Source organism: Brevibacillus sp. NL20B1 (genome assembly GCF_018195675.1).
Taxonomy (GTDB): Bacteria; Bacillota; Bacilli; order Brevibacillales; family Brevibacillaceae; genus Brevibacillus; species Brevibacillus aydinogluensis.
Map to the genome: position 1 here is coordinate 41,517 of NZ_JAGTPT010000005.1, position 17,280 is coordinate 58,796.

Genomic DNA, 17,280 nt, shown 5'->3' on the forward strand with positions numbered 1-17,280 from the left:
ATAGACTAACTTCATGTCTGATGGGAAGGGGATTGCCATGTCTTACGTTCCAACGGTTCTGCAATCGTACGATCCCAAGACGGACAACGATTTGTATCTGCCCCAAGCGTGTCTTCGCAAGTGGAAGCTGGACACGTCGACGCTTACTGTCCAGTTTGGCAGCAAGACTGCTTGCGCCCGCGTAACGGGCATGGAACGAAGCGGCCTCACCCTGATTCGCCCCTCACTGGCCCACACGCTGCATCTGCCTATGGGAGTTCCCCTGCTGGCACGTTATTACGCGAGCCAGCAGCGTCTTGTTTTTGGCCCCTATCTGGGCGTTCTGGTCTCCCGCTACAACCCCCAGTCCCCAGCCGCCCCGTTTGGTCCGTTCACCTCGTTCTTCGACGAGATAGCGGACGTCTGCCTCCGCCGCGGCGGAATCGTCTGTGTATTTCGCATGCAGGACGTCAACTGGAAACAACAGATCGTCCACGGCATGGTTCGCCACAACGAAAAGTGGCGGCAAACGGTGCTGCCGTTGCCTCAATGCATCTACAACCGGCTTTCCCGAAAGCGGGAGCAAAGCGAGGCCATGGGTGATTGGATCGAGCGGTGCAAGGAATTCAACATCCCGTTTTTCAATGAACAATTTCTCAATAAGTGGCACGTTCACACAGCGCTGGAAAACGAGCCGGCGGCTGCCGAACACCTGCCGCAGACGGTATGCTATTCCGGTCTGACGGATCTGAAACAGATGCTGGAGCAGCACAAAACCGTCTACGCCAAGCCGGCAAACGGCAGCATGGGCCGCGGCATCATCCGCCTGCGGCGCACCGCCGGCGGGTATCAGACAGCCCGGCTCGGCAGCGCGACCCGATCATTTTCCAGTATTTCCGGCCTGCATCGATACCTGCAGAACCGGACAAACGGAAAGCCGTACCTGCTGCAGCAGGGGCTGCCGTTGATCGGCATCCAGCAGCGCCCCGCCGACTTTCGCGTACTGGTGCAAAAAAACCGCAAAGGCGAATGGGCCGTCACGTCGATGGTCGCCCGTCTCGGCCAAAACAGCATCGTCTCCAACGTCTCCCGCGGCGGCGTGATGATCGGTGCCGCCCAGGCTCTGCGCGTCTGCGGCCCCTGGGCAACGGGTACACGTCCGACCGTCGCGACACTGCGAAGCGTTGCGCTGAAGCTCTCCCGGCTGCTGGAGCAGTCGCTCTCCGGCCGGTACGCGGAATTTGGCGTGGATCTCGGCGTCGACATTCGCGGCCGGGTCTGGCTCCTGGAAGTGAACAGCAAGCCCTCCAAAACGGCCAGCGCGATACCTGAGGCGGCCAGGGAAGACAGCTCTGTCCGGCGCGTACGTCCATCCGTTCTGCGCATGCTGGATTACGCCGCCTATTTGTGCGGGTTTCCCCGGACAGCCAAACGGAAACAAACCGGCAAGAAAATCAGACGAAGGTGACCCTCCATGACGGCAAAGCAAAAAAGCCTGGGCATTATGACCCGATGCCACGGCCCGCATTTTCAGGAAAAATCGTACTACAAAAAACTGACGCTGATCGGACGCAAGGCAGGCATTCACGTCTTTGTCTTTTCACCGCGCCAGGTTGATTTTGAGTCCCGTACCGTCGCCGGGTTCGAATATCGTAACGGCGCCTGGCGCAGCGGAATCTTTCCGCTGCCGGACGTCATCTACGACCGCTGTTTTGTCGGTCCGTCATACCGCCACTATAAACCATTCGTGAAGAAGTTGCAAAACGACCCGCAGATTACGTTTTTGGGCCACGGTCTCTCCGGCAAGTGGCAGGTGCACCAGATGTTGAGCAAGTCGCCGGAGTTGGCGGCGTGGATTCCTCCGACCGAGATACTGACCATTGCCGCGCTGCGGGAGATGCTGGTAACGTACGGTGCTGCCGTAATCAAACCGTCTGCCGGCACGCACGGTGCCGGCGTGGTGCGGATCGTTCCCACTCTCAACGGCTTCGAGATTGTCGGGCGGGATCGGAAAAACGAGCCGTTTTCCCGCACGATTCGCACAGCGCAAGGGCTGAAGAGCTTCATCGCCAGCTTTACCGCCGGGCGGACGTTTCTGGTCCAGCCGTATCTGTCGCTGCACGCACCGGACGGGACGCCTTTTGACGTGCGCGTTCTGGTGCAAAAGAACGGCCTCGGTACGTGGGAAATCACCGGAAAAGCCGTCCGGCTGGGCGACAAGCGCAGCATCACGTCCAATCTCCACGGCGGCGGCAAGGCTGTGCCGCTGGGTCCTTTTCTCGCCCAGCATTATCAGCCGGAAGTGCAAGCCCGCATCGAACAGGAAATCGACCGCCTGGCGACTGAGCTTCCTCCCTATCTCGAGAAGGTGCACGGCCGGCTGGTTGAGCTGGGGATTGACGTCGGCATCGACACGGCGGGCAACGTCTGGATCATCGAGGTAAACAGCAGACCGGGACGGACCGTGTTCCGCCTGATTGACGATCCAAAGGCCCGGCTCCGCTCCATCGCGCATCCGGTTCGCTACGCCCGCTATCTCATGAAAAGTATGTAGGAGGTACACAACGCATGGAATCGATCATAGTGCGGCTCCGCTTCCTGTCCTACCCGCATGTCTCCGGCATTATCCTGCCGTCCCACCTGTTCCAAAAGCTGCAGCTGCGTCCCCGCCAAAAGATCAAGGTCTCGCTGGGAAAACGGGAAGTGGTCACGACCGTCTTTCAGGACCGGCGAAATCCGGACAGCAGTATCGTCAAGGTCACGAGCCTGTTGAAAGCCGATCTGGGCATTCCGCACGGCGGGCTGATCCACATCAAATGGGAAGATGACACCCTGCGCATCGGCCCCTCCATCGGTATTGTCACCACTGGACTGCGCAGCAATTCCCGCCAGCCGATCGGAGCGCGCACCTCGTTTTTTTACAACCTGCTGCAGGCTCAAGAGGGGAAAGGCGTCTTTTACTTTATCTTCTCTCCGCACGACGTAAACTGGAACGATCACCGCGTGGACGCCTGGTTTTTGCGCCCGTCGAAGCGAGGCGGATACGTCTGGCGGAAAATGAACACCGCCCTGCCCGACGTCGTCTACGACCGCATTCCTTCCCGGATGATGGAGCGTCAGGAAGCGGTTCAGGAATTTAAATTCAGGCTGGCTCACTACGTAAATCTGCCGATGTTTAACCAGGGGTTTTTCGACAAATGGACCGTGCATCAAATCCTCTACCCCAATCCCGAAGTGAATGAACACATCCCGGAAACCTATTCCTCGCCGTCGCTGCAGACGCTCCGCACGCTTTTGCGGAAATACCCGCTCGTCTATCTGAAGCCGAAAAACGGCAGTCTGGGGTACGGGATCGTCAAGATCGTCCGCCATCCGGGCCGCGGCTTTGACGTCACCTACCACTCCGGCAGCAAAATCGTCAAGCGGCGCTTTGCCAAGCTCTCCTCGCTGTACCAGCACGTGTTTCGCACCCGCCGTGTCGGCTCCTATCTGGCTCAACAGGGCATCTCGCTCATGACGTTTGACGGCCGGCCGTTTGACTTCCGCGTCCACCTGCACAAGAACCAGCAAAACAAATGGGTCGTCTCCTGCATGGCAGCCAAAGTGGCCGGCTCCGGCAGTGTCACCACCCACGTCCGCACCGGCGGAACCGTCATTCCAGGCGATGAACTTCTGACATACCTGTTCGGCAGAAAGAAAGACCTGATGGTTGAACGCATCACCCGAGCCGCCATCCTCATCGCCACTGCGCTCGAACAGGCGAGAGGGACAGACATGGGAGAACTGGGGCTGGACATGGGGATTGACACCCACGGCCACGTCTGGATGTTTGAAGCCAATTCCAAGCCGGGGCGGTCCATCTTCAAACACGCCAGGTTGAAACAGGCGGACCAGGAATCCAGCCGCCTGCTTGTCGACTACAGTTGCTATCTGGCCAACTTTTAAGCAGCGAGGCGAACCACCGTACAGGAAGGAGGAAACACCCATGCTCCAACAGCGCTCCGGGTGGCTGACCATCCTCCCCAGCGGCCGATGGTTTTTGCACGTCCCGCGACAAGCGCTCACGCCGAACAACCCCCGGCAGTTGATTGCCCACCTGGGGCCGTTTGACTGCAAAAAACGGCTGCACCTGGGCAATCCAAAGCCGAAGCCGGGCCGCATCCGTACCCGCATCAACTGCAAGACCGTCGACAACACTTTGAAGATCGGACCGTTGATCGGCATTCTGACTGTCGGGGACGGACCGACCTTTCTCGGCAATCGTGACCATTTCAAGGACCTCTCCCTCTCCGGCAAAAAGTTGGGCGCGTTGGTCTACGTATTTACTCCACAGGGGATCAACTGGGAAAAGAAACACGTCCGCGGCTATCTGTACGACGATCAGCAAAATCAGTGGCTGGAAACCGTGCTGCCGTTTCCGCACGTCGTCTACAACCGCGTCCCGTCGCGCCAGGCGGAAAGACGCTCGGACGTGAAGCGAGCCCTGGATCAGATCGAGGACTTGCAGAACGTCACGCTTTTCAACCGCTGCTTTTTTGACAAGCACACGCTGTTTCGCATGCTCAGCAGCCACGCAGAGGTAGCCCCCTTTTTGCCGGAGACGAAGAAGCTGGATACGTTTGCCCATTTTCGGACCTTCTGCAACAAACACCGGTTTGTCTACCTGAAGCCCGTTCGGGGCAGGGCCGGTCAGGGCATCATGCGGGTGGAGCTAAACAAGAACGGCTGGTTCCTGCAGCGACTGCAGGAAAAACGCGCGATTTCCCGCCGCTTCTCCTCGCTGTACGCCGTCTGGAAACACGTCAAATTGCACATGCGGAAACAGGGGTACATCATGCAGCAGGGAATCCATCGGGCGCTGTATCTGGGAAAGCCGTTTGACGTGCGCGTCCTGGTGCAGAAAAACGGCAAGGGCGAGTGGTGTGTCACCGGAATCGGCATCCGTCGCGCCGGATCGCAAAACATCACCACCCATGTGCCGCGCGGCGGCTCGATTCACCCCCTGTCCACCGTGCTGAACGCCCTGTTCCAGGAAGATGCTGCGGCTGTTGAAACGAAGATCAAGGAGACCTCGCTGACCATCGCCCGCGCCCTGAACGAAGAGATCAAAGCCTTGGCGGAAATGTCGATGGATCTGGGACTGACCGCGGAAGGACAGCTTTGGTTTTTCGAGGCCAATGCCAAGCCGGAAAAGTTTGACGAACCGTCCATCCGCCGTTCCTCCCTGTCCAACCTGATCCGTTACGCACAATACGTCTCCCGCCTTCCCGGCGGCAAGGGAAAGGCGGCGGGATCGAGGAGCTAAATCGCCGGCTGATTGAGGCCGGCATGTTTTTTACCCATGTGCAATTGTAGGCATAGTACCGAGCATCCGTTTTCTTCCAAATGAGAATTCTCTTGAATTGACGTTGCGTGCATGAGCTTCTAATCCTTGGAAATGATAATGGCAGGAGGTGTAAACACACATGAATCACTTCACACAAAACCAACAATATCAGCAGTTTCCGTCCATCGGTGCCCCTGCCAGCGCCATGTTTCAACCTGGTTTTGCCGGGACCAACGTGCAGGAGGTGCGCCAACTGAACCAAGGCGGTTATTCCGCATCCCTGAGCGGCGGGTACGCGCAGCAAGCTCAACCTCAGCAGCCGATCAGCCATTCGTTCGGCAGCGCTCAAGCCATTTTCCAACCCGGTTTCGCCGGGACTAACGCACAGGAAGTCCGCCAGCAAAACCAAGGCGGCTATTCCGCATTCCTGGGCGGCGGGTACGCGCAGCAAGCTCAGCCGCAGCAGACGATCAGCCCGTCGTTTGGCGGCGGTGTGCAGGCCGTGTTTCAACCCGGCTTTGCCGGCACCAATGTACAGGAAGTGCGCCAACTGAACCAAGGCGGCTATTCCGCATCCCTGAGCAGCGGGTACGCGCAGCAGGCTCAGCCGCAGCAGTCGATCAGCCCGTCGTTTGGCGGCGCCCAAGCCATTTTCCAACCTGGCTTCGCCGGCACCAACGTGCAGGAAGTGCGCCAGCAAAACCAAGTTGGCTATTCCGCATCCCTGGGCGGCGGGTACATGCAGCAGGCTCAGCCGCAACAGTCGATCAGCCCGTCGTTTGGCGGCGCCCAAGCCATTTTCCAACCCGGCTTTGCCGGCACCAATGTGCAGGAAGTGCGCGCCCTCAATGCAGGCCAGCCCGCTCCGCAGCAAACTGGCTCCATCTTCCCGAGCAGTTTCTGATGTCGGCACAACCGGCTTACATGAAAAACGTGACCGTCCCAAAACGGGCGGTCACGTTTTTTCGTGTTGATTGCAAGCATGTCCTGCGCCGGGCAGATTGCCTCAGCCGGAGACGGTCGGCGCAGCGGAGGGTTGGGCTTCTCTTGCGGCCATGATCGCCGCATACAAGTCATGCAGGTCTTGCAGGCTCTGCTCGTCCACGGTAAATGTCACGTCTCCAAACGTGTATCCGTCCCTCTCGACGCACGCCAGACCAGGGCCGTCATGCTGCCACTGCACCTGGACGCAGGCCTCTGTCTCATCCAGCAGCTCCCGCACCTTTACGTGCTTTTCCAACGTATCGCGGAAGCGCTCCATTACCTCCGCCTGACGCTCGTCCTGCCGCGCCAGCCGATAGAGAGCCATCTCTATTTGCAGCCAGCAGGTGACGTAGAAGTGAAACTCCAGAAACAGCGTGGTCATCGCCTGCCGCAGTGCCGCGTCGCTGCCGCTCTCCCCTCTTTGCAGCCAGGCTGCCCTGACGTCAGCCTTTTTCTCCTGGATTAGATCGTAGTGGCTGACCGCTCCCCGGTAAAACTTGCGCACGATGTTGTACAGCATCTCCGGCGTGCGGGGCGGCAGCCCCCGGTAGCGATGTTTGACATCCCGCATCGTCACGTCGCCTCTTCCTGTGGTTTCTCGTGCTTTCATTGTACCGCAGAACCGGCGATCGTGCGCACCAAAAACCTCTGATTACAATTTACAATGTCTTCATGCCGGGCTTCCAGTTGGCCGGGCAGAGACCGCCCGCCTGCAGTGCCTGCAGCACGCGGAGCGTTTCGTCGACGCTGCGGCCGACATTCATGTCCGTCACGACCTGGTAGCGCAGCACACCTTCCGGGTCGATGATGAACAGACCGCGATGGGCCGCGCCGGTTTCTTCGTCAAGCACGCCGTAAGCCCGGGCCGTCTCCTTGGTAAAGTCGCTGGCCAGCGGGAACTTCACGGGCCCGATGCCGTTTTGGTCGCGCGGCGTTTGAATCCAGGCGCGGTGCGTATAGACGCTGTCCGTCGACACGCCCAACACTTCGCAATCCAGGTCGTGGAATTCGTCCAGGTGATCGCTGAACGCGGTCACTTCCGTCGGGCAGACAAAGGTAAAGTCAAACGGCCAGAAGAACAGAACGAGCCACTTTCCTTTGTAATCGGCCAGGGTGACGCGCTCTTCCAGCGTCTCCAGGTTTTTCGTCGTCAGCATGTTAAAATCGGGGGCCGGTTTGCCTACTTTCAGTTCCACTTGCGGTGCTGTCACGTTCGTTGTCATGATGATGTCTCTCCTCTCCGGGTATGGGTATTGGGTTACTGGGCCTGTTCTTCCAGGCTGGCCAGCGCTTTTTTGATGCGGTTCGGGTTAAATCCGAGAATCTGCTTGTCGCCGATCAGCGTCAGCGGCACGGACATCACGCCCAGACGTCCCAGCTCCTCGCGATACGCCTCGTTTTCGTCAATGTTGCGCTCTTCGTACGCGATGTTTTGCTCCTCCAGATAGGATTTCAACTGCTTGCAGAAGCCGCAGTTGGTGCTGGAATACACGATTGCTTGTGCCATGAAATGATCGCTCCTCTTCTCTTTGGAATGCTTATTTGTACTGTGGTACGATTTTGGACCGCTTGTTGATGTACTTGTCGGCAGCCATCGCCGCGATGGCGCCGTCAGCGGCTGCAACGACCGCCTGCTTGACCGGTGTTTTCCGCACTTCGCCGGCGCCAAACACACCCGGTACGGCAGACTGCATGTACTCGTCGAGAATCATGTACCCTTCTTCATCCAGCGGGACCTGATCCTCGAGAAAATCGGTGCCTGGTTTGCTGCCCGACAGGAAGATGAACACGCCGTCGACAGACAGCAGCTCCTCTGCGCCGTCCGGCCGCCGGATGCGGACGCCTTCCACCTTCTGTTCGCCGACGATCTCCAGCGGACGTGTGCGGAACATTACCTCCGTATTGGGCAGCTCCGGCATCTCGTCTACGCCCTGCAGGTCGCCGCGCGGGATGATGAAGGTGATCTTGCCGGCAAATTTGGTCAGCGCCATGGCTTCTTCCAGCGCCTCTTCCGTGTCGCCGATGACCGCGACGTGCTTCCCTTGGTAAAACGCGCCGTCGCAGGTGGCGCAGGTGCTGACACCTCTGCCCAACAGGCGTTCCTCGCCGGGCAGCATGCGGTTGCGTCCCTTGGAGCCGGTGGCGACAATCACCGCTTTGGCTTCAAACGTACCGTGCGCGGTGTAGATGCGTTTCACCTCGTCCTCCACATCCACGGCCGTAATCGTCGTCTGCAGGAACTCGGCGCCAAAGCTCTTGGCCTGCCGATTCATTTTGTCCAGCAGTTCTTTACCCGTCAGCTCGCCTTCCACGCCAGGGTAGTTGGCGATCTTATGGGTCAGGGCAAGTGCGCCGGTGCCGGGCGCTTTGTCGATCACCAGTGTCTTCAGGTTGCCCCTCGCCGTATAGATGGCTGCGGATGTGCCTGCCGGACCTGCGCCGATCACAATCACATCGTACATTCCAGCTCCCCCCTCTTTCCCAAATCAAATTAAAATAATTATCAACTAGGAACAGTTATCATTATACTTGATACAAAATGAAAGTCAATATCTATTTATAATTATTTTAAATAAAAACGCGTATGTAAAACATGTTTGACATTTTTCCATATGATTGGTACGCTGTATATGTAAAACATCTTTTACATTTCCCCAATGGAGAGACCGCCATGGAAAACAAGATCAAGCAGCTGCGCAAGCTGAATAACATCTCCCAGGAAGAACTGGCCAAGATGTGCGGCGTCTCCCGGCAGACCATCAACGCCATTGAAAACAACAAGTACGATCCCAGCCTCAAGTTGGCGTTTCAGCTTGCCCGCGCGCTTGGAGTGACAGTCGACGAATTGTTTCACGCGTAAGGAGGAGATGTAAGATGAAGATGACGACACGGATATGGGGTGCCGCAATAATCGGAACGGCCACTGTCATCATTGCGGGGTTTACCGCATATAAGTTGCTGATGGGCCAACCCGTCGGCTTCAATGAGTTGATGCCCACGGCTGTTCTGCTCGGTTCGTTTTTTACCGCAATCACCTGGGGATCGCCTGAAGAGGGCGACGGCCCAGCCCAGGATGAAGAACTGGGTCGGTATATCACGATGAAAAGCGCCAAAATTAGTTACTTTATCCTCATCGGCCTGCTGCTCGCTGCGCTCGCCGTGGAAAAATGGGCGTTCGACCGGGAAAACATGGCGCTGATTGTGGTCACCTGCTTCGCGATGATCGTTTTACCCTTTACGGAATGGATCGTGTCCAGGCAGTACCGCTGAAAGGAAATCTCCCCAACGCACACAAGCCCGAGCTGTCCCGCCCGGGCTTGTGTTTTTTCTCTCCTATAAACCTATAACACGTTGGCTGTGCAGATGTGCCGGTAGCGATTGCAGCGGCCCATCCCCTCCGCGTCCGCTCTCTTTCGGCCGTCAAAGAACAGTCGCTCCGCTTCCAGTTCCTCGATTCGTTCGATCGTTCCCTGCAGATAGTCCGTGACGCGCCGGATCGTTGTGTCAATCCGCGCAAGCAGTCCGCCGTAGCGGATATCCAGCACCTCCCAGCCAAACGGCTTGTAGATGCGATGCCACTGATCGCGATGCACCTGCCGCAGTTCATCGACGCGCCGGTGCAGTTCGGGCAGATCGCGGGTGCACAGCTGCTCCAGCTGATCCCGCCTGTTTTCCTCGTACGAGCGCTTCAGCCTGATGCCGATCTCGCTTTTCACGCTCAAGACTTCACACAGCCTGACCGGCACCTCAAATACGTGCCGCCACGCCTCGTTTTTCCGCGCCGCCTCTGCCAGCGCACCGGCCAGCCAGCGATAATGGGAAGCGACGTCCCGCCCCTCCACGTGCCGGTCAAACAGACCAAGCAAGACGTCCTGCCAGAGCAGGTACCGGCCGGGATTGTCCGGCTCCAGCGGCTGCCGCCACTCGGCACCGGGGGGCGTGTCAATCGAGCCGAGCAGCCTGAACGCATCGGGATCGGCGCCCGTGCAAAAGCGAAATCGCCTGTTCAGCTTGCCCTCGTCCAACTGCCGGGCGTAGCCGTGTTCGGCAAACAGCTGCAGGCCGAGCAGGCTGGAAAACAGGTGATTCTCCCCTCCGTCGTCCATCCAGATCGTGGCAAACACATCCCTGATCCCCTCCCGCTTGCACGCCTCAAGCGCTGCGTTGGTGGCGAGGAACGTTTTCTCGTAATGGGTCCCGATCCCGGAAAACGTCCAGATTCCCCCGGCAAAGACGGGCGGGGAGCCGAACTGCTTGTGCAGACGAATGTACTTCTCGTAAAAGGCCGGGTCGGTGTGGTAGTAGTCCCAGTAGACATACCTGACGTCCTGCGGCATGCCGGCGATCACGTCTTCAGGGATGACGGCGGCCTCATCGTAATAGTCACCTGTCTTTGACCCGATCCGGATGTACATGTCGCTCCAGATCATCGGCGTAAGCCCCAGTCTGCGCGTAATCGCCAGCACGCTGTTCAAGTGCTGCGTCATGATGTCAAACCGGGACCGGTACCCGTGCAGGTCTAGATACCTCCCTCTCCCCAGCCCGTGCGCTTCGTCCATCCCGATGTGAATGTTCTTGCTGCGAAACGGCCTGGAGGCTGCCGTGATCATCTCTTCGACAAATTGATAGGTTCGCTCGTCCCCCGCCAACAGCACGTCCGACGTGTCCCGCAGTCCGTCAGCCGCCTTCCACTTTAAAAACGTCTCCAGGTGAGCCAGGGTCTGGATGCACGGGATGACCTCTATGCCAAACTGATGGGCGTAATCGTCGATCTCCCGTAGTTCCCGGTGCGAGTACCGGCCGCGCATGTAGCCGAAGTAGGGTTGGCTGTCGACAGTGTACGTGTCTTCCGTGTACAGCATCAGCACATTCAGGCCCATGACTGCCATGTGCCGCAGCAGCGTTTTCACGCTGTCCACGGTCGGCACGGCATTGCGCGACGTGTCCACCATCACGCCATTCATGGCAAACTGGGGTTCCTCCCGTATCCGGACCGGCCTGGTTGGACCCTCCCGCAAAGCCTCTGCGAGCAGGCCAAGACCGCGGAAGAAGTGAATCGGCTGATCGTAGCGAATCTCGCCCCGTCCGTTTTCCCACGATACCGTCAAGTCACCCGGCGTGCGGATTGCGCGAACGGGTATGGCGTCCGGCGCGAGATACACGCCCAGCTGCCCGCCAAGCGCTTCCACACCCGCCGCCAACTCCGCCAGTTCTCCGTCCAGGCAAATGCCAAGCCGTGTGCTCATCCGTTTCTTTTCCTCCCCTTCGCATAAGCACTCACACCTTCACCACATACGCCTGCCCGCCCTGCCCCGCATCGCGGCGAATCAGTATTACCTCACCGCTCATGTGCGTTCCGGCGAATTGATAGCTGTCCGGTCCTTGATGAGAGAAGAGCGCCACCGCCGACCGCCCCTCCCGCCGGATCTCCAGCGCCGTTACCTGCTTTGCATCCAACAGGCGGTCCCGCGTATCCCTCACCTCCAGCTCCCGCACGAAAAGGCCGGCTTCCTCCCGCCCCAGATGGGTGGTCAGGACAGTTACAAAGGCGTGAAACCCGTGTGCCGCCTGCCGATAGACCAGCTTCTTCGCCGCCCGCTTCTGGTTGTAGTGGCGGGAAATCCAGCAGGGCTGCATCGTCCATTCGCCTTGGCCGAGCTGTATCAGGGTCAGATTGGCGCCCTCGGAAAAGGCGGTACGGGCCGTATTTGTCTCCCGATCGATCTGCAGCGGGACGTCCTCGGCAAAGTGAAAGTGCTGCGCGTATCCGTGAGCGCCTTCGGATCGGAAGGTATCCACCACGATCCAGCAGTCCGGCGGCACGTACAAAATCCGCCGCAACACCTGCACCGGCTGGCTGAGCGACAGGTACCCGTCGTGCCCCGCCTGCGCGTACGCATACGCCTCGTGAACGCGACAGTACCTGTCAACGGGCAGCGCCGTCCTGCCCCACAGCCACGAGTCGATGTAAGCGGACATCGGCAGGCCGTCCACGGTGACGACGTTGTGCTGAAACGCTTCCTTAAAATATTTGCGCTCGTCGTTTTCCATGTAGGTATAGCGGCCGGCATCGACGAGAAACTCGCGACCGTAGGCAGACAGCTCGATGTGCAGCAGATCGTCGTGACCGTGCGCTTTTCCCGTCAGGGCCATGTGTCCGGCGTCAAACAGCAGATAATGGGCGTCCGGCGACCACTCGCTGCGCATGGCGACATACCCCGCCTGTTCGAGATGAACCGAAACAAACGCAGGTGGTTCGGCCGGGAGCCGCTCGTACGCCTCCACCCCCTCGCGGCCAAAGTACCAGATGCCCTGATAGTCCAGCACGGGATAGGCCTGCGATTTCAAATCTCCCCGGGAAAACAACACGGCGCCCTGGCAGAGGATGTCGCGAATGTCGGTATCGTCGCTGTCGCTGGCCATCGGCTGGTGACCGTTTGGTTTCATGAGCGCGAGCGAAGCAGTGTACATGTTATGGAGCGTCCGCTTCAGCTCGTCGGGATACGCCACTCCGTTTTTCTCCGCCAACCAGACGCATTCAAACAGACACTGCAGCACTTCGTGGTGATACATCGGAGACTGTTCGTTGTGCATGCCGTCTTCAAACACCTGCAGGCGGACCATCGCGGACAGCCGCTCGATGGCCGCGCGCAGCCACGTCTGCGCCTCAGCCAGGTCAGGAAACAACAACCCGATTTGAAACAATCCGTTTGTTTCCAAAAATCCCCAGTTGCTCTGCCGATCGTGCGGCACGTAGGCGATGTGCAGATACATGCCGTGCAGCCGCAGCGCCTCCCAAAACAGCCGCTCTTCGTCCCTTCCCCATGCGGGAGAGCTGCGGACACAGTGATAGCCCTTGATCCAGTTGACGATCCGGATGCCGCTGTCCAGTTTGCGCCACGTATCCTTTACGTTGTAATAACGTTCCCGGCTGGCGTGCACCTCTTCTTCCGTCAGCGGGTTTTGCTCCAGCCAGTCCTTCATCAGCCGAACAAAGCCGGCCGCGTACTTTTCTTCGCCGGTCAGCCAGTACGCCTGCCCCAGTTCCGCCATGTACCGCGCCCGATTGAGCATGACTGTCCACTCAAAATCACCGTTGTGCCGGTACGTCCAATCGATGCGTCCGGGAAAGGTGACCGGCGTGTCGCAGCGCTCCATGTCCCAGCGGTGGGTAAAGATAAAGGTGTTTTCGCAGGCGAGGTCCGCCCGTTTCAACACCTCGTCCACCTCCTGCGGCCAATGGGATCGGCAGGCGGCAACCACATAGTCCCGGTCCTGCTCAGACCAAAAATACGCAGGCGTTGTCCTGTGTTCAGCCATGATTTCTCCTCCTCGCGAAGCGGGACGTCCTTTACGCGTGACTCGTCCCCGCTCCGTTCATTCTGTACGCGCGATCATCTTTACCTCTTCGAGCGATTGCCTGACGCACGACTCCGCCTGCTCGCCGAAGTATTCGAAGGAGACAAAGCCCCGGTAGCCGCGCCTGACCAGCTCAGCCAACAGCTTCCGATTGTCCACGTCCCCCGTAAAGACGGAGACGGGAACGCTGTCGGCCCACCGCTGCGGCTGCCAGCGGTAGTTTTTGAGATGGACGTGATCGATCCATCGGTACAGGCGATCCAGCGCGACCAACTGGTCCCGTCCGTCCACGTACAGGTTGAAGCCGTCAAAAATCAGGCGCAAGCGCGGATGATCGGCCGCAGCCAGCAGCGTTTCCACTCCCTCGATGCTGTCGGCGTAGGTGTTGTTGTGCAGCTCCACGGCCACGGTTACACCGTATTGCTCCCCTCGCTTCGCCGCCTGCTGCAGGGCGGCAATCATCCGCTCCCGCTCTTCTGCCGTCGACTGAGCAAACGGCTTCGTGCCGGCAAAGACGCGCACGGCCGGACAGCCCAGCGCGACCGCCTGCCGCATCGCTGCCTCCGTCTCCGCCAGACTCTCCGCTTCCCAGCCGGGAGAAAAATTGGCATACGTGCTGAGCATCGGCACGGCCATCCCCAAGCGGTGCAGCAGGTCGCGCACCTGCGTCAGCGTCCTGTTACGTCCTTTTTCTTCGGCCAGATGTCCCGTCCAGATTTCGAGCCCGTCCAATCCCAAGCGTCTGGCGACAGCGACTGCCTCTTCCAGCGAGTGTTCCTTCCATCCCGTCGTGCACATGCTCCATTTCACCGCGCTGACCTCCCCTGTGCGACTTCCACTTCCGCGCCGAGGTGATGCGAGCGATACATCGCCTCCACCACGCCGACGACACTTTTCCCATACGCCCCGGAGCACTCCGGTTCGGAGCCGGTGCGGATTGCCGCAAGCAGCGCCGCAAACTGCAGGGCGAACGGATCAGCTTCCTCTTCCACCTCGACGCGCCGGTACTCCCCGCCGTCGCTCATCCACAGCCCTTTGCCGCTGACCAGTTTCAGCATCCCGCCGGTAAAGATCAGCTCGGTTTCGTCTTTCGCCGCTCCCTTGTATCCGGACTGTGAAATCGTCGCCACCACGCCGCTGTCCGTCTCCAAATAGGCCAGGCCGCTCCCCTCGACGTCTCCCCTCGGGCCGAAGTGGCTGACAGATGCCTTCACCCGGACCACCCTGCTGTCCGTCAGCCACTGCAGCTTGTCGACGGAATGGACGCCCAGATTCATCAGTATGCCGCCGCCCGCCTTGGCCTTATCCAAAAACCAGGCAGGCCGCTCTTCACGGAAGTAGTGGAGGTGGCGCGTGTCGTTGACCATCACCAGTCGGCCCAGCGCCCCGGTTTTCATCAGCGCTTTGGCTTTGCGGTTCTCCGGCTTGAAGTGCTGGGTATGCCCCACCATCAGCGTCACGCGGTGCTGCTGCGCCGCCCGGATGATCGCATCGCACTCCGCTTCGTTCCTCGCCATGGGCTTTTCCAACAAGATGTGGCAGCCGTGCTCCGCAGCGAAGACGGCGGCCTCCCGGTGCAGGTGGTGCGGCAGGGCCACAACCGCGATATCAGGCTGTTCCCGTTCCACCATCTCCCTGTAGGACGTGTAGGGAGTGACGCCGAAGCGTCTGCCAACCGCCTGTGCCCGCCCGGCGTCGATGTCGGCGACCGCGACCGCCTTTAGCTCGCTGCTCGTTTTGATCGCCTCCAAATGGCTGTTGGCGATTTCGCCCGCCCCGATGACGACGACCCGGTACATGTCCATCACCCTTTCCGCTTGCCGCAGGGAGCTGTCCCGCGGCCGTTTACTTCAAACCGGAACTGCCTGCTCCGTGGACAAAGTACTTTTCTCCGATGAGAAAGACGATGAGAATGGGCAGGAGGCTCAACAGCGCGGCCGCCACCAGGTACTGTTCGTTCCCGAACCACTGCCCCTGCAGCGCCAGGATGCCGATCGGCAGCGTGTACTTTTCTTTGGACGTCAGGTACAGCACCGGCATCAGAATTTCGTTCCACTTGGTCATGAAGGTAAAGATGGCCAGCGTGGCGAGAGCCGGCTTGCACATGGGCAAAAATATCCGCCAGTAGATTTGGAACGGATTGCAGCCGTCCAGCTTGGCCGCGTCTTCATACGCCGTCGGGACGCTTAAAAACGCCTGCCGCATCAGGAAGATCCCGAACGGCTGCCCGAGCCACTCGATAATCCACAGCGGCATCAGGGTATCCAGCATCTTTAGCTCCTTGAAGATGATAAACTGCGGAATCATCGTCACAACGGCGGGAATCATCATCGTTCCCAGCACGATCAGAAACAGCGTGTTTTTGAAGGGAAAATCCAGTCGGGCAAACGCGTAGGCGATCATGGAGTTGGACAGAATGGCCCCGATGACAGACAGGATCGCGACGATCAGGCTGTTCAGCGTGTAGGTGCCAAAATCAGCCATGTTCCAGACTTCGGCGTAGTTGCTCCACTGCACGGGATCGGGCAGCCACGTGGACGGTACGGCCGTGTACTGCTGATACGTCTTCAGCGAGTTGAATACGGCGGTGACAAAGGGCACAAGCATCACGAGCGAACTGAACAGAATCACAGCGTAGCCGGCTGCTTTTTTCAATCGGAAGTAGTTCATGGAACGCCTCCTTTCACTCCGGGACCCATCCTTATTTCTCGTAATACACCCAGCGCTTTTGCAGTTTGACCTGGATCAGCGTAAGCACGAACAAAATGATGAACAGCACCCAGGCGATTGCCGAGGCATAGCCCATATGGAGGAAGGAAAAGCCTTCGCGATACAGGTACACCATCAGCAGCAGGCTGGCGTTGTTGGGGCCGCCGGCCGCCGTGGCGTCCACCGATCCGCCGGTCATCACGTAGATTTGCTCAAACGCCTGAAACGTGGAGATGGTGCTGAGGATGAGGACCAAAAAGGTCGTCCCGGAGATCATCGGCATGGTGATCTTGAAAAACTTTTTGACTGTTCCCGCTCCGTCGATGTCGGCCGCCTCGTACATCTCCTGCGGAACGTTTTGCAGACCCGCCAGAAAGATCACCATGATGTAGCCGACCCCCTTCCAGACAGCCACCAGCACCAGGATGGGGATGACCAGCAACTCGTCCTGCAGCCATTTCTGCGGCTCCAGCCCCAGCCGCATGAGCAGGGAGTTGGCCATGCCGAAACGCGGGTTGAAGATCGCGTCGGCCACGTAGTAGATCACCGTCCAGGAGGAGATGACCGGCAGAAAATGGGCCAGCCGGATCAGCTTCAACCCCCTCAGCTTCTGGTTCAGCGCGACCGCCAGCACCAGTGCCAGAAAGGTCTGGGCCGGCACGAACAAGACGGCGAAATAAACGGTGTTCCACAGCGCTTTCCAAAACACCGGGTCCTGCACCAGCTTCTCGTAATTGGCCAGACCCACCCACTTTGGCGGATTCAGGATGTCATAGTCCGAAAAACTGAAATAGAGCGAGGCGAGAAACGTCACCGCCACAAACACGACGAAGTGGACGATGTAAGGGGAGACCATTAAAAGTCCCCATCTCCCCTCGCTCTTCTTTAGGGCATTTTTCTTCACCGTTTCCATCTCGACGCGC

17 protein-coding genes are annotated in these 17,280 nt (G+C 59.0%); 7 read left to right on the forward strand and 10 right to left on the reverse strand.

Features of this window, described 5'->3' with window-relative positions:
* Positions 1-13 precede the first annotated feature (13 nt).
* The 5 genes from KDN35_RS05070 to KDN35_RS05090 all read left to right on the forward strand — a co-directional run bounded on the left by KDN35_RS05070 (position 14) and on the right by KDN35_RS05090 (position 6,209).
* Positions 14-1,447 (forward strand): YheC/YheD family endospore coat-associated protein, encoded by a 1,434-nt coding sequence (locus KDN35_RS05070; RefSeq protein WP_249178933.1) that lies wholly within the window; start codon positions 14-16, stop codon positions 1,445-1,447.
* 6 nt (positions 1,448-1,453) lie between these two features.
* Complete coding sequence (locus KDN35_RS05075) at positions 1,454-2,533, forward strand: YheC/YheD family endospore coat-associated protein (protein ID WP_212132283.1); 1,080 nt, start codon at positions 1,454-1,456, stop codon at positions 2,531-2,533.
* A gap of 14 nt (positions 2,534-2,547) precedes the next feature.
* Positions 2,548-3,924, forward strand: coding sequence for a YheC/YheD family endospore coat-associated protein (locus KDN35_RS05080; RefSeq protein ID WP_171565753.1), 1,377 nt, complete (start codon positions 2,548-2,550; stop codon positions 3,922-3,924).
* A 40-nt stretch (positions 3,925-3,964) separates the two neighbouring features.
* Positions 3,965-5,284, forward strand: a complete 1,320-nt coding sequence (locus tag KDN35_RS05085; RefSeq protein ID WP_171565754.1) for a YheC/YheD family endospore coat-associated protein — start codon at positions 3,965-3,967, stop codon at positions 5,282-5,284.
* A 160-nt stretch (positions 5,285-5,444) separates the two neighbouring features.
* Entirely contained in the window at positions 5,445-6,209 is a 765-nt protein-coding gene (locus KDN35_RS05090) for a hypothetical protein (protein WP_212132284.1), read from the forward strand.
* Between the two features lie 102 nt (positions 6,210-6,311).
* On the opposite strand, the gene KDN35_RS05095 is transcribed toward KDN35_RS05090, so the two are convergent.
* From KDN35_RS05095 to KDN35_RS05110, 4 genes are all read right to left on the reverse strand, one after another.
* Complete coding sequence (locus KDN35_RS05095; RefSeq protein ID WP_212132332.1) at positions 6,312-6,860, reverse strand: hypothetical protein; 549 nt, start codon at positions 6,858-6,860, stop codon at positions 6,312-6,314.
* Between the two features lie 88 nt (positions 6,861-6,948).
* The gene (locus tag KDN35_RS05100) at positions 6,949-7,512 is read right to left on the reverse strand and encodes a peroxiredoxin (protein ID WP_171565756.1); all 564 of its coding nucleotides are present in this window, start codon (positions 7,510-7,512) and stop codon (positions 6,949-6,951) included.
* Positions 7,513-7,547: 35 nt separating this feature from the next.
* A complete protein-coding gene (locus KDN35_RS05105; protein ID WP_171565757.1) occupies positions 7,548-7,796 on the reverse strand; it encodes a glutaredoxin family protein in 249 nt (82 codons plus the stop codon).
* Between the two features lie 31 nt (positions 7,797-7,827).
* Positions 7,828-8,751 (reverse strand): NAD(P)/FAD-dependent oxidoreductase, encoded by a 924-nt coding sequence (locus tag KDN35_RS05110; RefSeq protein ID WP_212132285.1) that lies wholly within the window; start codon positions 8,749-8,751, stop codon positions 7,828-7,830.
* A 209-nt stretch (positions 8,752-8,960) separates the two neighbouring features.
* Between KDN35_RS05110 and KDN35_RS05115 the strand changes: the two genes are divergently transcribed.
* Together KDN35_RS05115 and KDN35_RS05120 are read left to right on the forward strand one after the other, a co-directional pair.
* Positions 8,961-9,149 (forward strand): helix-turn-helix transcriptional regulator, encoded by a 189-nt coding sequence (locus KDN35_RS05115; RefSeq protein WP_171565759.1) that lies wholly within the window; start codon positions 8,961-8,963, stop codon positions 9,147-9,149.
* Between the two features lie 14 nt (positions 9,150-9,163).
* Entirely contained in the window at positions 9,164-9,559 is a 396-nt protein-coding gene (locus KDN35_RS05120) for a hypothetical protein (RefSeq protein WP_171565760.1), read from the forward strand.
* A 71-nt stretch (positions 9,560-9,630) separates the two neighbouring features.
* Here the strand turns inward: KDN35_RS05120 and KDN35_RS05125 are convergent, their stop codons facing one another.
* Genes KDN35_RS05125 through KDN35_RS05150 form a run of 6 tightly spaced genes read right to left on the reverse strand, consistent with a single transcriptional unit; the run spans position 9,631 to position 17,270 of the window.
* Entirely contained in the window at positions 9,631-11,535 is a 1,905-nt protein-coding gene (locus tag KDN35_RS05125; protein ID WP_212132286.1) for a beta-N-acetylhexosaminidase, read from the reverse strand.
* Between the two features lie 31 nt (positions 11,536-11,566).
* Entirely contained in the window at positions 11,567-13,609 is a 2,043-nt protein-coding gene (locus tag KDN35_RS05130; protein ID WP_212132287.1) for an alginate lyase family protein, read from the reverse strand.
* A gap of 57 nt (positions 13,610-13,666) precedes the next feature.
* Positions 13,667-14,458, reverse strand: coding sequence for a sugar phosphate isomerase/epimerase family protein (locus tag KDN35_RS05135; RefSeq protein WP_212132288.1), 792 nt, complete (start codon positions 14,456-14,458; stop codon positions 13,667-13,669).
* Positions 14,455-15,453 (reverse strand): Gfo/Idh/MocA family protein, encoded by a 999-nt coding sequence (locus KDN35_RS05140; protein WP_212132289.1) that lies wholly within the window; start codon positions 15,451-15,453, stop codon positions 14,455-14,457. The genes KDN35_RS05135 and KDN35_RS05140 overlap by 4 nt, the downstream gene beginning before the upstream one ends.
* Before the next feature lie 40 nt (positions 15,454-15,493).
* Positions 15,494-16,318: a carbohydrate ABC transporter permease gene (locus KDN35_RS05145; RefSeq protein ID WP_171565765.1), complete on the reverse strand. Its 825-nt coding sequence runs from the start codon at positions 16,316-16,318 to the stop codon at positions 15,494-15,496.
* A gap of 31 nt (positions 16,319-16,349) precedes the next feature.
* A complete protein-coding gene (locus KDN35_RS05150; protein ID WP_171565766.1) occupies positions 16,350-17,270 on the reverse strand; it encodes a carbohydrate ABC transporter permease in 921 nt (306 codons plus the stop codon).
* Between the last annotated feature and the right edge of the window lie 10 nt (positions 17,271-17,280).

Excerpts from the sequence above, each read along its gene's own strand:
- KDN35_RS05140 (WP_212132289.1), bottom strand. The coding sequence starts at position 15,453 with ATGGACATGTACCGGGTCGTCGTCATCGGGGCGGGCGAAATCGCCAAC.
- KDN35_RS05075 (WP_212132283.1), top strand. The coding sequence starts at position 1,454 with ATGACGGCAAAGCAAAAAAGCCTGGGCATTATGACCCGATGCCACGGC.
- KDN35_RS05120 (WP_171565760.1), top strand. The coding sequence starts at position 9,164 with ATGAAGATGACGACACGGATATGGGGTGCCGCAATAATCGGAACGGCC.
- KDN35_RS05070 (WP_249178933.1), top strand. The coding sequence starts at position 14 with ATGTCTGATGGGAAGGGGATTGCCATGTCTTACGTTCCAACGGTTCTG.
- KDN35_RS05145 (WP_171565765.1), bottom strand. The coding sequence starts at position 16,318 with ATGAACTACTTCCGATTGAAAAAAGCAGCCGGCTACGCTGTGATTCTG.
- KDN35_RS05085 (WP_171565754.1), top strand. The coding sequence starts at position 3,965 with ATGCTCCAACAGCGCTCCGGGTGGCTGACCATCCTCCCCAGCGGCCGA.
- KDN35_RS05100 (WP_171565756.1), bottom strand. The coding sequence starts at position 7,512 with ATGACAACGAACGTGACAGCACCGCAAGTGGAACTGAAAGTAGGCAAA.
- KDN35_RS05090 (WP_212132284.1), top strand. The coding sequence starts at position 5,445 with ATGAATCACTTCACACAAAACCAACAATATCAGCAGTTTCCGTCCATC.
- KDN35_RS05080 (WP_171565753.1), top strand. The coding sequence starts at position 2,548 with ATGGAATCGATCATAGTGCGGCTCCGCTTCCTGTCCTACCCGCATGTC.
- KDN35_RS05115 (WP_171565759.1), top strand. The coding sequence starts at position 8,961 with ATGGAAAACAAGATCAAGCAGCTGCGCAAGCTGAATAACATCTCCCAG.
- KDN35_RS05110 (WP_212132285.1), bottom strand. The coding sequence starts at position 8,751 with ATGTACGATGTGATTGTGATCGGCGCAGGTCCGGCAGGCACATCCGCA.
- KDN35_RS05125 (WP_212132286.1), bottom strand. The coding sequence starts at position 11,535 with ATGAGCACACGGCTTGGCATTTGCCTGGACGGAGAACTGGCGGAGTTG.
- KDN35_RS05130 (WP_212132287.1), bottom strand. The coding sequence starts at position 13,609 with ATGGCTGAACACAGGACAACGCCTGCGTATTTTTGGTCTGAGCAGGAC.
- KDN35_RS05150 (WP_171565766.1), bottom strand. The coding sequence starts at position 17,270 with ATGGAAACGGTGAAGAAAAATGCCCTAAAGAAGAGCGAGGGGAGATGG.
- KDN35_RS05105 (WP_171565757.1), bottom strand. The coding sequence starts at position 7,796 with ATGGCACAAGCAATCGTGTATTCCAGCACCAACTGCGGCTTCTGCAAG.
- KDN35_RS05095 (WP_212132332.1), bottom strand. The coding sequence starts at position 6,860 with ATGCGGGATGTCAAACATCGCTACCGGGGGCTGCCGCCCCGCACGCCG.